This is a genomic window from Caldisericia bacterium, from assembly GCA_026414995.1.
GTDB lineage: Bacteria > Caldisericota > Caldisericia > B22-G15 > B22-G15 > JAAYUH01.
The window spans coordinates 1-14170 of record JAOAHY010000004.1 but is presented as its reverse complement, the minus strand read 5'-3'; the positions used below and the strand labels follow the sequence as shown (position 1 = coordinate 14170).

Genomic DNA, 14170 nt, shown 5'->3' with positions numbered 1-14170 from the left:
ATTTATCCTCCTATTTAATTAGACCTTTAAACCCTAAAAATGCAATTGCTATAAGAGCCATAGAAGCAAAAACAAGAGGATATCCTCTAAAAAATTTTGGAACATTTGAAATCTTTAATCTCTCTCTTATACCTGCAAGAATCAAAAGCGCAAGACCATAACCCAATGCAGAGCCAATTGCATATACTAAACTTTCAATGAAATTATAATTTTTGTCAATATTTATTAAAGTTACTGCAAGAATCATACAATTTGTTGTAATCAAAGGAAGATAAATTCCCATGGCTTTATAAAGAGATGGAACATTTTTTTTCAAATAGATTTCAACAAGTTGAACAAGTGATGCAATTGTAAAGATGAATACAATTATTTGTAAATATTCAAGACCTTTCATAAAGAAATGGAAAATGATCCAAGTTATCGCTGTTGCAAGTGTTTGAACAAATATAACTGCAAAAGTCATACCAATTGATGCATCAATTGAACTTGTTATTCCTACATAAGAGCATAGAGCAAGATATCTAATAAAAACCATATTGTCAACTATAGTTGCAGCAATTATAATTTTAATTAAATTATTTAACATCTATTTCCTCCTTTTTAAAGTTGCATTTAAAACAGCAATAAAAACTGCTATTAAGAAAAATCCACCAGGTGGAAAAGATAGTATTGACATTGGTTGAAAATTTTTTGAAAAAACCTCTTTTCCAAGAAAAGTTCCTTTCCCTAAAATTTCTCTAATAACACTTAACAAAATAATTACCCATGAATATCCAATTGCCATTCCTAATGAATCCATTAAAGTTTCTGAAAAAGACCTTTTATAAGAAAAAGCCTCAACTCTACCAAGAACTATACAATTAACAACAATTAAAGGTATAAAAACACCCATAGATTTTGATAAAGGTGGAAAATAGGCTTTCATTATTAAATCAACAATTGTAGTTGGAACAGCAATAAATATTAAAAAAATAGGAATTCTAACTTCATTTGGAATTATTTTTCTAAATGCAGATGAAAGAAGTTCTGCAGTTATTAAAACAAAACTAAAACCTAAACTCATACCCACACCATTTGCAACATCAGTTGAAACTGCAAGAACAGAGCATAATCCTAACATCAAAATCAATATTGGATTTTCTCTTGTTAAACCTTTGGCTAATTCTTTCCAAAGATTTTTTTTCATTTATTGCCTCCCTTTTAAATTTTCAAGATAGAAAACTCCAATTTTTTTAACAGCATTTGAAACTGCGTTAGATGATATTGTAGCACCAGAAATAGGTGTTATATCACTTTTAACCTTAAAAGGATCACTCAATTTTTTATCAATAAATTGGTTTTTAAAAGAACCTTCAACTATTTTTGAACCTAATCCTGGAGTTTCACTGTGTTCTAATACATATATACCCTTGCATTTATCACCTTCATAACCAATAAGTGATTCAATTTTACCTCCATAACCAGAGAATTTTGCTCTAATAACAAAACCAATATTCTCATCTTTTAGAACAACTTTATAAACTTCAATAATATTTATACCTCCACCTATCTCTTTATTAGAAAAATTAGACAACAATTCAAAACTAGATTCATCTGGAAATATTTCACTTATAGCACTTTTTATTGTTTCAAATTTTTGTTCTTCAATTTTTTGAGAGGTAAAAGAATAAACCCAGGATAAAAGAAGGGCGCCTATTGTTGCTATTATAAAAACAGTTAATCCAGATTTAATTATTTTATTCACTTTTTACCTCCAGTTCCAAAAATTCTTGGTTTAAGTTGATCAAGAAATGGAGTTACTACATTCATTGACAAAATTGCAAAAGAAACTCCTTCTGGATATATTCCCCAATTTCTAATTATAAAAGTTAATGCACCTATACCTATTCCATAAATTATTTTTCCTAAATTTGTTATTGGACTTGTAACATAATCTGTTGCCATAAAAAGAGCACCAATAATTAAACCTCCAGATAGTATATGAAAAAGAGGATCTTGTCTAAAAATTAATGAAATAATTGAAATTGTTAGAAGAATAGAAATTGGTATTTTTAAATCAATAATGTCTCTTCTAATTAAAATTAAAATAATAAATCCAATGATAAGAAGGAATTTAGAAGTTTCTCCTATTGAACCACCAATTCTTCCAAAGAAAAGATCAAGGTATAAAGAAGAGGTAATTTTTAATTGTCCAGATCTGAAAAGATCAAGCGGTGTTGCAGATGTAATAATTTGTGTAGCGCTACTTCTATATAAAACTTTAAAAAAGTTATATTGTGGCTCAACCCACTTATTTAATATACCTGTCCATGATAAAAATATTACTGCTCTTCCAAAAAGTGCAGGATTAATGAAATTAGATCCTATTCCACCAAAAAGTTGTTTTGCAATTATAATAGCACATGCAGAACCAATAGCAATAATCCATAATGGAGTAAAGGGGGATGTTATCATACCCAGAAGTAAACCAGTTACTGCTGCGCTCCAATCACCTATTGTTATTTTTTGCTTTGTTATAACTTCATATAGATACTCTGAAAGAACTGCTGTTATAATACTAGTTAGAATAATAAAAAGTGCTTGAATTCCAAAAGAATAAACACCCCAAATTGCTGCTGGAAGAAGAGCAAAAAAAACCATTTTCATAATTTTAGAAACTGACAATTTATCTCTTATGTGTGGAGAAGAAGAAACAATTACTTTATAATCACTCATTTTCCCTCCTCTTACTTTTTCTTTAAAAGTTCACTTTTTGCAAATCTAATGCTTTGGACTAAATGTCTTTTAGAAGGACAAATATAAGCACATGCACCACATTCAATACAATCTAATGCACCATAATATTTTGCCTTATCAAAATCTTCGATTCTTGAATATGCATCGATTAGCATTGGCATAAGATACATAGGGCATGAATCAGCACATCTTCCACATCTTATACATGGATATTCCTCATATTCTTTTATCTCTTTATCTGTAAATAGAAGAATTCCAGATGTTCCCTTTGTAATAGGAATACTAAGAGTATAAGATGAAAATCCCATCATGGGACCACCAAAAATTATTTTTTTAAGATTCTGAGTTACACCACCACAATACTTTATAATTTCTTCTGAAATAGTCCCTATTTTTACTCTTAAATTTTTTTGTTCTTTTACACCAGAACCACTAACTGTTATAACTCTTTCAATAGAAGGTTTTCCATCATAGACAGCTTCTTTTATTGCAAATACTGTTTGAACATTTTGAACAATACAACCAATATCAAAAGGTAAACCTCCTGATGGAACTTCTCTTCCTGTAATTGCTTTTATTAAATGTTTTTCTGACCCTTGAGGATATTTTGTTTTAAGAATTACAATTTCAGTAGAACCATCGAGATTGCTTGTTTTAATGAACCTATCTAATTCTTTTGCTGCTTCAATTTTGTTGTCTTCGATTCCAATAAATATCTTTTTAGGATCAATAATTTTTTTCAATATTTCTATTCCTTTAACAATATTTTCGCTTTCTTCAATCATTAATTGATAATCACAAGTTAAAAATGGTTCACATTCTGCTCCATTAATAATCATATATTCAATTTTTTTATCAGGTGGTGGAGAAAGTTTTATATGAGTTGGAAACGCTGCACCGCCCATTCCAACAATTCCAGCATCTTTAATAATATACAATAATTCATCTTTAGATAATGATTCAATTTGAGATAAAGTTCTAGGTTCAAAAATTTTTTCCTCTTTCTTATCATTTTTAATTCTAATTGCAAGAGACGGTTTGCCTGTTGGTAAAATAACATTCTCAATACTAATAACCTCACCTGATATTGGTGAATGAATTGGTGCATAAACTTTTGCTTTAGAATCACCTATTTTTTGACCAACTTTAACATAATCTCCTTTTTTTACAAGTGGTTCATTTGGAGCACCAGTATGTTGATGAAGTGGTATAATAACTTCTTCAATATCTATAAATTCCTCTATTTTTTTGTTTTTAGTCAATTTTGATTCTTCTGGATGAACCCCTCCTTTTTTAAATGTTAAAGTCTTCATCTATTCTTTTTCCTCCTTCTTTTTCTGTTCATGACTACAATACGGACAGATGTCCCAATCGATTTCTATTGGTTTTCCACAAAAAATACACTCTTTTTTTAATTTTGTTTTACAATATGGACATATAAGATAATTTTCTCTTACGGGTGCTCCACAATTAGGACATTTTGCTTTTTCTCTTGATAGAAGATATGCCCAATATTCCCTTTCAAGTTGTAAGGTCTCTCTTTCAAGCCTATCAATCTCAAGTTCTTCTTTAGTCCATGGTGGTCTTATTAATAAATAAATTAAAAGAGGTATTAACCCTCCAATTGGTATTGAAAGTATATGAAATATCCAGGATGGATTTGAGATTAATTTATAAATAAATGGAAATACTATACCGCCAAATAGAATTAAAAGTAACCATAAATATGGCCCAAATCCCCTTTTTTTAGAATCTTGAAATGCCCAGTATGCAATCAACAAATTTAAAAGAATAAGAACAATATAAAAGTAAGTTGTATATTTAATTAATGGTTCAAAAATATCATTCACAACTTCTCCCAAAATCACCTCCTAATAAATATTATATTTATTTAAAAGTGTTCTAAATTCTCCTGCAACATAAAAAGAACCAGTTACAAGTATTAGTTTATTATCAAAAAATCTAAATGACTCTTCAAAAGCTTCTCTTATATTTTTTGCTATAAAAATATTTCCTTTTGGATTTAAATTTTTATAAATTTCACCAAGTTTTATTGGTGATACTCTTCTTTCTTTTGCTCCTTCTGGAGCAGTTAAAATAACTTTGTCTATTATTGGTATCAATACTCTAAAAATTCCCTCGATGTCTTTATCTCCCAAAACACCAAAAATCAAATTAATTTTACCACAATCAAAATATGTTTTTATAAACTCTTTTAGTTCTGATATAGATACTACATTATGAGAACCATCAATTATAAAAGTTTTACCAAATTTTTCTATTATTTCACCTCTTCCTGCAATAAAACTATTATATAATCCACTCCTTAATTTTTTTTCATTTATTTTTATTAGACCATTTAGTTCTAATATTTCGAGTGCTTTAATGGCTAAAGATGAATTTGAAACTTGATATCTACCCAGTAATTTTAATTCTAAATCTTCAAAAGTTTTCTCTTTAGATTTATATGAGAAAATAGTTTTATTTTTTAAAAAATTTATATTAAATACTTTGAAATCTTTATCTTCAATAAAAATTTCTGAATTTAACTCTTTTGATCTATTTATTATAACTTCCATTGCTTCTTCTCTTTGTTTTGAAACAACAATAGGACAATTTTTTTTAATTATTCCTGCCTTTTCAAAAGCAATCTGTTTTAGTGTATTACCAAGTATCTCCATATGATCATAATCTATTGTAGTTATAATTGAAACTAAAGATTTTTCGATTACATTAGTTGCATCTAACCTACCACCTAATCCCACTTCAAGTACAATAAAATCAACATTGTTTTCATCAAAATATTTGAATGCTAAAGCAGTTAGAATTTCAAATAGTGTTGGTTCTCCTATATCAGAAAATTTTGAGTCATTTTCATAAATTTTTTTAATTTCAAAAATATTTTCTCCAAAATACTTTGATTCGATTAATTGTTTATTTATAGAAATTCTTTCTCTGAAACATTGAAGATGTGGTGAAGTATATAACCCAACTTTAAAACCATGAGATATAAGCAAATTAGTAATAAAAGTTGCTGTAGATCCTTTACCTTTTGTTCCTGCAATATGAATAATATTTTTATTAAGATGTGGGTTATTTAATGCATTTAATAATCTTTCTATTCTTTCTAAACCTGGTTTAATTCCTCTTCTTTCTCTTTTACCTAAAAATTCAAGTGCTTCAAAATAGGAGAACATTTAATCTTTTAGTTCATCAATATGCATTAAGAGTAATTCATATCTTTTCTCATTATCAGTCAATTTTTCTTTAACTTCTTCTATAACTTCAGAAGGTGCTTTTTCGAGAAAATCTTTATTGTTTAACCTATCTTTTAATGAAGAAATCTCTCTTTTAAGTGCTTCAATTTCTTTTTCCATAATTTTTATTCTTTCCTCAATAGGATAATCTTCTTCTATGTAAAGAAAAATTTCAGCTCCTTGAACTATATCTTTAATACTTTTTAAATTTATTTCTTCACTTAAAATTTCACAAAAAGATAATTTCTCAATGTAATTTTTCCAATAATCTATAAACTCTTTATTAAACTTTATATGTACTTTCTCTTTTTTCTTTAAAGGTATATTTAAAACACTCTTTAAATTTCTTATACTTTTATTTATCTCCATGAAAGTTTTAAACTCTTCAATAGAGTTTTCATCAAATATAAAATCTTCTTTTTCAGGATACTTTGATGAAACAATTGTTTTTTCTTTAGATAAAAGCATTTTATATAACTTTTCAGTAATGAAAGGAATGAAGGGATGAAAAAGTTTTAAAGAATTTACAAAAACTGTAAACAATACATGCTTATTTGTTTTATCCTCTCTAAATTTTGATAATTCTATATACCAATCACAAAATTCATGCCAGTAAAATTCAAACAAAATTTTTGTTATTTCTCCAAATTCATAATTTTCTATATATTTATTAGCAAGATCTGATAATTCATACATTCTTGATAAAATCCATTTATCTTCTTTTTTTAAAGAAATTTCAAATTTTTCTTCAGGGTTATAATTTTTAAGAAAATTAATAACAAATCTCCCAGAATTCCAAATTTTATTCATAAAATTTCTTGAAAATTTTATTCTTCCGATTGAAAGATTTACATCTTGCCCACCAAGCGTAAATAGTTGAGAAAATGTAAATCTTGTAGCATCTGCACCATATTCTTCAATAAGTTCTATTGGATCTATAACATTTCCGAGAGTTTTACTCATTTTTCTTCCCTTTTCATCTCTTATTAAACCATGAATTAATACATGTTTGAAAGGCTCTCTCCCCATAAAATATAAACCAAACATAACCATTCTTGCTACCCAGAAAAAAAGTATATCATATCCAGTTACAAGAAGAGACGTTGGATAATAAAATTCAAGATCTTTTGTTTTTTCTGGCCAGCCAAGAGTTGCAAAAGGCCACAAACCTGAAGAAAACCATGTGTCTAAAACATCTTTATCTCTTTCTAATTCTCCTTTACAATCTGGACAAATATTTAATTCATTTTCACTTGCATACATTTTATTGCAATTTTTGCAGTAATATACAGGAATTCTATGTCCCCACCAAATTTGTCTTGATATACACCAATCTTTAATATTAACTAACCAATCTTCATATACTTTTTGCCATCTTTCAGGAATAATTTTTATTCTTCCATCTCTTACTGCCTCAAGTCCTTTTTCTGCTAGTGGTTTCATTTTTACAAACCATTGTTTTGAAATATATGGTTCTATTAAATTTTTACATCTATCATGTATTCCAACAGTATGAACATAATCTTTGACATCAATGAGATAACCTTTATTTTTTAATTCTTCAATTATTTTTTCTCTTGCTTCAAATCTAGAAAGACCTACAAATTTTCCACCATTCTTATTAATTTTTCCGTCTTCTGTTAAAATATTTATTTTATCTAAGTTATGTTTTAATCCAATTTCGTAATCGATTGGATCGTGTGCTGGTGTAACTTTTACGGCACCTGTACCAAATTCCATATCAACAATTTCATCTTCAATTAATGGTATTTCTCTTTCAACTATTGGTAAAATTAAAATTTTTCCAATGTAGTTTTTATATCTTACATCTTTTGGATTAACAGCTACTGCAGTATCACCTAACATTGTTTCAGGTCTTGTTGTAGCAACAACAATATAATCATTTGAATTTTTAAATGGATATTTAATATAATAAAGTTTTGTTTTTTCTTCTATATGTTCCACTTCTAAATCTGAAAGCGATGTTTTACAAACTGGACACCAATTTATCATATATTCTCCCTGGTAAATTAAACCTTCATTATATAGAGCAACAAAAGCTTTTAGAACTGCTTTTTGGTATTGTGCATCCATTGTGAATCTATGTCTTGACCAATCAGCATAAATACCTAATCTTTTTTGTTGTTCAACTATTCTGTTCCCATATTTTTCTTTCCATTCCCATACTTTCTCAAGAAATTTTTCTCTTCCTAAAATTTCTTTAGTTATTCCCTCTTTAATTAAGTCGTTTTCAACCATAAGTTGTGTTGCAATTCCAGCATGATCAACTCCTGGAAGCCATAATACTTCAAAGCCTTTCATTTTTTTATATCTAATCATAATATCTTGTAGAGTAGAATTGAATGCATGACCGAGATGAAGTGAACCAGTAACATTAGGAGGTGGCATGACTATTGAGTATGGTTCTTTTTCGCTATTATTATTTGAAAAAAAAATATTTTCATTTAGCCAAAACTCATAAATTTCTTTTTCGACTTCTTTAGGTGAATAAATTTTATCTAAATCCATAAAAAGTCCTCCTAAATTGATAATTCACTCTTATAAATGAAATTATACAAAAATTTCTCTTTATTTAAATAGTTTTAACCTAATTTATTTAAAAACTCTATAATAGGTTGCTCTATATCAACATTTTCTTTAAGAATTAATTTTCTGTTTTTTATTTCTAATATCATATCTTTTTTATTTATTTTAACTTTATAATTTCCATCAGGTGGTAAGAGTTTAAGAGAGTCAACTTCTAATTTATCATTTTTATTTTTTATAAAAACAAAATAATTCTTATATAAAATTTTATTAGCACTATCTATATCTCCTATTCTTATAAGATGTCTAATTTTACTACTACTTATTTTTTCTTTTCCTATCTTCTTTTCTTCAATTAATTCAAGAATAAAATTATATTTTTTACTAAATTTATCAAGTTTTTCTTTATCTCCATCTTTGTCTTTTCCAAATCTAAAATTTTTTCCTACAATTAAATATTTAATATTTAAATTTGAAGTTAGTATTTTTATAAAATCTTCAGATTTAAGATTTTTAATTTTTTCATCAAAATTTATAATAAATAAAAAATCCAACTCTAATTCTTCAAAAATTTTAATTTTTTCTTCTTGAGTAAATAAAACATTTTTTTCAATTCCAAAAAAAATAAAAGGTGGAGGATAAAAAGAAATTATACATGTCTTTAAACTCTTTTCTTTCATTTTCTTGATTATTTCAAGATGTCCTAAATGAATTGCATCATAAGTTCCAATTGAAAGAGCAATTGGTTCTTTTAATATTTCAAAATCTTTAAATACTTTCATTTGTCTTTAATATTCTAATTGGTTTTAGTACTCCACTCTCCTCTATATATTTTCCAATTCCAATAGCCTCAAAATTACTATCAATAACAAGTACAAAACCGCCCTTTAAAAATGGATGTTCATATTTTATCTGAGATCCATTAATAAATAAATTAAGTTTTTTATGTGGAAGTTGAACCTTAGGAATGAAATCAAGAAAATCACTAATAGGGATTATTAATTTGTTTAAATCGTTATTTATAACAATATCTTCTATTTCATAAAGATGAAAACTATCATTTAGTTCAAGTTTTCCAACAGCTGTTCTTATCAAATAAGATAGAGTTCCATATGTACCGAGTTTCTCGCCTATATCTCTTGCTAAACTTCTCATATATGTTCCAGATGAGCAAAGGACTTTAATTTTTAATTTTGGAAATTCACTTTCTTCGAAATCTAAAATCTCAAATTGATATATTTCTATATCTTTCTCTTTTAAATCAACTGTCTCTCCTCTTCTTGCTAATTCATATGCTCTTTGTCCTGATACTCTTTTTGCAGAGTATTTGGGAGGCACCTGAGTTAATCTTCCAATAAACTCATTTTTTATTTTATTTATTATTTCATAATTAATAAATGATGAATCTTTTTTATCTAAAACATTTCCCCAAATGTCGTCAGTATCAGTTTTTATTCCAAATGTTATTTCTCCTTCATATTCTTTTGGTAAAAGAAACAAAAGAGGTGTTAATTTTGTTGCTTCTCCTATAAGTATCGGTAAAACACCTTGTGCCATAAAATCAAGAATTCCACCGTGTCCTACTTTTTTAAACTTACATAACTTCTTAATTGTATTCATAAATTGAAAAGATGTTATTCCAGGTGGTTTAAATGAATTTATAATTCCACTTAAGATATCTTTCATTTATTTTTTAACTCCAATATTATTTTTTCAAGAATAATCTTGGGATCATCTTTTATATCAAAACCAGCTGCATTCATATGACCTCCCCCACCAAATTTTAATGCAATATTTTTAACATCATTATCTCCTTTGCTTCTCAAACTAACTTTATAAAATCCATTATTTTTCTGTTTAAATAAAATTGAAATATTAGCTTCATTTGATTTATTTAGATATTCAACAATTCCTTCAGCATCTTCTTCTTCTGCTCCAAACTCTTTAAAATCTTCAAGAGTTAAAATTGAATATATTATTCCATTCTCTTTTTTGAGTTTTTCAAGTGCTCTTCCAAGAAGTTTTAGAGCCTTTAAAGGTTTCATACTATAAACCATCTCTGAAATATAAAATGGATTTGCTCCTTTTTTTACAAGAAATGTTGCTGCCTTAAATGTATTTAAATTTGTATTTGCAAATCTAAACCCTCCTGTATCCGTCATTAAACCAGTATAAAGTGCATATGCAATATCTTTATCAATTTCAATATTCAATCTTTTAAGAATCTTTAAAACTAATTCTGAGGTTGATGAAGATTTTGGATCAATATAATTTATTTCACCAAAAGAAAAATTAGATGGATGATGATCAATATTGATCTTTTTAGGAATTTTGGTTAATTTTCTTTTTAAATTTTCTACTCTTCCTATATCAGCACAATCAAGAACTATTGCAACTTCAATATCATCTAATTCAAAATCATTATTAATATTTTCTGTACCTTTTAAAAATGAATAAATTTTTGGAACCGGATCTGGAAGTACTGGAAAAACTAACTTTTTAATTTTTTTTAAACCAAAATAGAGTCCTAAAACAGAACCAACCGCATCTCCATCTGGGTTTTCATGTGAAATGAGAAGAAATTTTTTATGTTTATTTATTGTCTCTATTATCTTCTTCATCTTTTTCTTTTATTTTATTTAGAATTTCGATTACCTTCATTCCTCTATCAAGTGTTTTGTCTTCCTTAAAGTGAACAATTGGAGTATATCTTAATCTTAAATCCTTTCCAATTTCTTCTTGTATAAATTTTGATGCAGATTTTAATCCTGCAAAAACTAATTCTTTTTCTTCTATATTATGAACATAAATATAAATATCAACATGTTTAAGATCAGATGAAAACTCAACATCCGTAACAGTTAAATATTTTTCTCTTATTCTTGGATCTTGTATCTTTTCTCTTAAAATTAATGATACTTCTTCTTTTACCATCTTTTTAAGTTTCTCTGGTCTTATTCCTTTCATTGTTTTATTATAACATTTTTAGATTATAAAAATAAAAAAGCCCCCTTATTAATTTTATAGGGGGCAGTCTTTTAAAAAAAATTTATACCTTATTCCTCAAGAGTTTCTGGCATGTAAATATTTTCATTTCTTTTAATCAGGTCTTCTGTTGGTTCTTCAAAATCAGCACCAACCATGTCTCTAATATAATTTTTTACAACTGCATCCCAATATTCTTTTGTTACATAATAGACTCTTGCACCACCAAGTTCATGTTGATATTCTGGCCATGGATAAGAAGGCTGTGCCATTCCAATACCCCATCTTTTCCAACCATTATAACTCTCATAAGTAGCCCAAAATTCTTTGTTACCTAAAATTTCAAATGCATACCATGTTTTTGCGTAATACATTACAGCACCAATTTTTCCTCCACGTCTAAATGCCATTGTATGAAGAGAAATATTGATATCTCTGTTCATCAATCTTCCATTGGCAAAACCAACTACTTTTCCATCTATTATTCCAAGAAGAGTATAAGGATCTTTTAATCTATTTCTATACCATCCAAGAACCTCAGCATAAACTCTTGCTCCTACAATGTCATAAAAATCATGATCAATATCTAAAAATTTTCTTAAGTATGTTAAAAGAAGTGGTGCCTCTTCAAGTTTTGCTTCTCTTATTAACATTGTTTCACCAGTTGAGAGTTTAATTGCTTTTGGACTCCATGGTTTCAAATGGAGAGATGGTCCAGATAAAATTGGTTCTATTTCAGAAACATCAAAACACACCTTATCTTCAGTAACCTTCTCAGGTGGATTCTTTCTCATTGCTCAATCCTCCTTAATTTATGAAATTTTATATTTTCATTATATTTTAATCTTATCAATTGTCAAGAAAATTAATCAATTATTTCAATTTTTAATTTATAAGATAAATCCACTTTTTCTAATATTTTAATTTTAACCTCTATTGATAAATTAAAATTTTTAAAATAACTTCTCAAAGAAAATTCATCTCCTGTTTTGAAAGTATCATTTTCATCTCCATAATTTTTTCCTCTTTCAAGTTCAAATAAACTGTCTTTTTGTAAAATAGAAACTTTATAATTACCTTTATTTGGCGTATCTTTATAAGGAGAATATGCAAGTGAATTATTTTTTACTGATTCATCAACCAGATAAATCAAAATTCCTTCAGATGGTAAATCTGAATCAAAACCAATTTTTTGTCTATTTTCAATTAAAATATATTTATTAGGATTTTGAGGAATATTTATTTTGTAAATAAAACCGCCTTTTTCCACAGGTTCAATTAATATATATACTTCTTTTTCATTTATTATTTTTGGTTCAATCCACCCAAAATATATTTTATGCCAAGCATCGAAGTGTGAAGGTGTATCACCTCTTATATCTTTTTTACCCCAAATTCCATAAGCCATTATACTCCATTTTCCTAAACCATTTGAAACATGTCCATCATAGTAAAAATTTTTATGTGAATCTAAATCATATAAATCAATACCTCCTAAGAGGTGTCCTAATTCATGACATAAAGGACCTATAACGAAATCTCCTGGTTTATTTTTATACTCTGATATTACAACATATTTTGAAATTTTTATCTTATCTTTTATTAAAGAAGATACAGACCATGAGTGTGGATAAATTCTTTTTGTATCACTTGTTGAAATTGATGAACCAGCATAAATAATTATTATTCCATCAACAAATCCATCATTATTTCCATCATGTTGAGAAAAATCTATTATTTCGTCAGTTATGTTTATTATATCCTCTAATAATTTTTGAGTATTATTTGGATATTTACCCATACCAAAACTATTATTTTCGTAAAAATCATAATTTCTTGGAGCAACAAACCATTTTGATTCTGAATTTTTGTTTAAATAAACTTTTCCTAAAATCTCAAGTTTTTTGTTTGAATTTTCTTGAAAATAATCATAAAGACTTTTATTATTTTTATCAAAAAGTGTTTTTTGATAATATTCTGGAGTAGAAATTGTTGAATTAGATTTTAAATCAGGAAATTCAACAAGTAAAACTATTGGTTTTAAAATTATATAACTATCTTTTTCAAATCCATATATTTGTGAGTTTTTTAATGAATTCAAATAGAAGAAGTTTATAAATAAGATAATAAATATGATTATGAAGATTGTTTTTTTGTTTTTGACATGCAAAAATTTATTGAGTTTTTTTCTCAACTTACACCTCTAAACATACTAACGCCAGCATGTTAGAGGCTTTCCCAGTGGTAATATTTTTGAAGTGGTTTGTTATAAAATAAACAAACCAAGCCGGTTGCGCCACTGGCTCACTCTTCCTCCCTGGCGCCCATATTGGAGTGAAGAGTTCAACGCCTCTTGGTTTAGTACCAAATTAAAAATACCAAGCCGGTTGCGTCACTAGCTCCCCTTTGTCCCATGACGCCCAAATTGGGATCAAAGGTTCATCGCTTCTTGGTACTAAAACCTACCTAATTGTCAATTACCAATAGTTTTATAGCATATTTTTAAATTTTGTCAAGAGATATTAAAAAAGGGAGATCAATTTATGATCTCCCTAAAATTTCAATATTTTTTTACAAATCTTTTTATGGCACTTCTTTTCTAATTATTCTTACTATAACATCTCTTGGAAGTGGATCTTTACCTT

The 14170-nt window shown here is 27.3% G+C and carries 14 protein-coding genes and 2 riboswitches; all 14 genes read right to left on the bottom strand.

Annotation, left to right across the window (positions count from 1 at the left end):
* Positions 1-10: 10 nt before the first annotated feature.
* The 14 genes from N3D74_02360 to N3D74_02295 all read right to left on the bottom strand — a co-directional run bounded on the left by N3D74_02360 (position 11) and on the right by N3D74_02295 (position 13719).
* Entirely contained in the window at positions 11-586 is a 576-nt protein-coding gene (locus tag N3D74_02360) for an electron transport complex subunit RsxA (protein ID MCX8095022.1), read from the bottom strand.
* On the bottom strand, positions 587-1186 hold the full coding sequence (gene rsxE / locus N3D74_02355; protein ID MCX8095021.1) for an electron transport complex subunit RsxE: 600 nt from the start codon (positions 1184-1186) through the stop codon (positions 587-589).
* Entirely contained in the window at positions 1187-1744 is a 558-nt protein-coding gene (locus tag N3D74_02350) for an RnfABCDGE type electron transport complex subunit G (GenBank protein ID MCX8095020.1), read from the bottom strand.
* Entirely contained in the window at positions 1741-2715 is a 975-nt protein-coding gene (locus tag N3D74_02345; GenBank protein MCX8095019.1) for an RnfABCDGE type electron transport complex subunit D, read from the bottom strand. The genes N3D74_02350 and N3D74_02345 overlap by 4 nt, the downstream gene beginning before the upstream one ends.
* An 11-nt stretch (positions 2716-2726) precedes the next feature.
* A complete protein-coding gene (gene rsxC, locus N3D74_02340; GenBank protein ID MCX8095018.1) occupies positions 2727-4049 on the bottom strand; it encodes an electron transport complex subunit RsxC in 1323 nt (440 codons plus the stop codon).
* A complete protein-coding gene (locus N3D74_02335; GenBank protein MCX8095017.1) occupies positions 4050-4598 on the bottom strand; it encodes a zinc ribbon domain-containing protein in 549 nt (182 codons plus the stop codon).
* 9 nt (positions 4599-4607) lie between these two features.
* A complete protein-coding gene (locus N3D74_02330; GenBank protein MCX8095016.1) occupies positions 4608-5933 on the bottom strand; it encodes a bifunctional folylpolyglutamate synthase/dihydrofolate synthase in 1326 nt (441 codons plus the stop codon).
* Positions 5934-8522 carry a valine--tRNA ligase gene (locus tag N3D74_02325; protein MCX8095015.1) on the bottom strand — a complete coding sequence of 863 codons (2589 nt, stop codon included), beginning with the start codon at positions 8520-8522 and terminating at the stop codon, positions 5934-5936.
* 74 nt (positions 8523-8596) lie between these two features.
* Positions 8597-9322, bottom strand: a complete 726-nt coding sequence (locus N3D74_02320) for an FAD synthetase family protein (protein ID MCX8095014.1) — start codon at positions 9320-9322, stop codon at positions 8597-8599.
* On the bottom strand, positions 9309-10226 hold the full coding sequence (truB, locus tag N3D74_02315) for a tRNA pseudouridine(55) synthase TruB (protein MCX8095013.1): 918 nt from the start codon (positions 10224-10226) through the stop codon (positions 9309-9311). Before truB ends, N3D74_02320 begins: the two co-directional genes overlap by 14 nt.
* The gene (locus N3D74_02310) at positions 10223-11161 is read right to left on the bottom strand and encodes a bifunctional oligoribonuclease/PAP phosphatase NrnA (protein MCX8095012.1); all 939 of its coding nucleotides are present in this window, start codon (positions 11159-11161) and stop codon (positions 10223-10225) included. The genes truB and N3D74_02310 overlap by 4 nt, the downstream gene beginning before the upstream one ends.
* Positions 11133-11507, bottom strand: a complete 375-nt coding sequence (gene rbfA / locus N3D74_02305) for a 30S ribosome-binding factor RbfA (GenBank protein MCX8095011.1) — start codon at positions 11505-11507, stop codon at positions 11133-11135. Before rbfA ends, N3D74_02310 begins: the two co-directional genes overlap by 29 nt.
* An 89-nt stretch (positions 11508-11596) precedes the next feature.
* Entirely contained in the window at positions 11597-12319 is a 723-nt protein-coding gene (locus tag N3D74_02300) for an N-acetyltransferase (GenBank protein ID MCX8095010.1), read from the bottom strand.
* A gap of 71 nt (positions 12320-12390) precedes the next feature.
* A complete protein-coding gene (locus N3D74_02295; protein MCX8095009.1) occupies positions 12391-13719 on the bottom strand; it encodes a M6 family metalloprotease domain-containing protein in 1329 nt (442 codons plus the stop codon).
* Positions 13720-13801: 82 nt separating this feature from the next.
* Positions 13802-13888: riboswitch (cyclic di-GMP riboswitch) on the bottom strand.
* A gap of 9 nt (positions 13889-13897) precedes the next feature.
* Positions 13898-13984: riboswitch (cyclic di-GMP riboswitch) on the bottom strand.
* Between the last annotated feature and the right edge of the window lie 186 nt (positions 13985-14170).

Bases quoted from the DNA above. Each gene is read 5' to 3' on its own strand.
- N3D74_02360 (MCX8095022.1), bottom strand. From the start codon at position 586: ATGTTAAATAATTTAATTAAAATTATAATTGCTGCAACTATAGTTGAC.
- rsxE (MCX8095021.1), bottom strand. From the start codon at position 1,186: ATGAAAAAAAATCTTTGGAAAGAATTAGCCAAAGGTTTAACAAGAGAA.
- N3D74_02345 (MCX8095019.1), bottom strand. From the start codon at position 2,715: ATGAGTGATTATAAAGTAATTGTTTCTTCTTCTCCACACATAAGAGAT.
- rsxC (MCX8095018.1), bottom strand. From the start codon at position 4,049: ATGAAGACTTTAACATTTAAAAAAGGAGGGGTTCATCCAGAAGAATCA.
- N3D74_02330 (MCX8095016.1), bottom strand. From the start codon at position 5,933: ATGTTCTCCTATTTTGAAGCACTTGAATTTTTAGGTAAAAGAGAAAGA.
- N3D74_02325 (MCX8095015.1), bottom strand. From the start codon at position 8,522: ATGGATTTAGATAAAATTTATTCACCTAAAGAAGTCGAAAAAGAAATT.
- N3D74_02320 (MCX8095014.1), bottom strand. From the start codon at position 9,322: ATGAAAGTATTTAAAGATTTTGAAATATTAAAAGAACCAATTGCTCTT.
- truB (MCX8095013.1), bottom strand. From the start codon at position 10,226: ATGAAAGATATCTTAAGTGGAATTATAAATTCATTTAAACCACCTGGA.
- N3D74_02310 (MCX8095012.1), bottom strand. From the start codon at position 11,161: ATGAAGAAGATAATAGAGACAATAAATAAACATAAAAAATTTCTTCTC.
- rbfA (MCX8095011.1), bottom strand. From the start codon at position 11,507: ATGAAAGGAATAAGACCAGAGAAACTTAAAAAGATGGTAAAAGAAGAA.
- N3D74_02300 (MCX8095010.1), bottom strand. From the start codon at position 12,319: ATGAGAAAGAATCCACCTGAGAAGGTTACTGAAGATAAGGTGTGTTTT.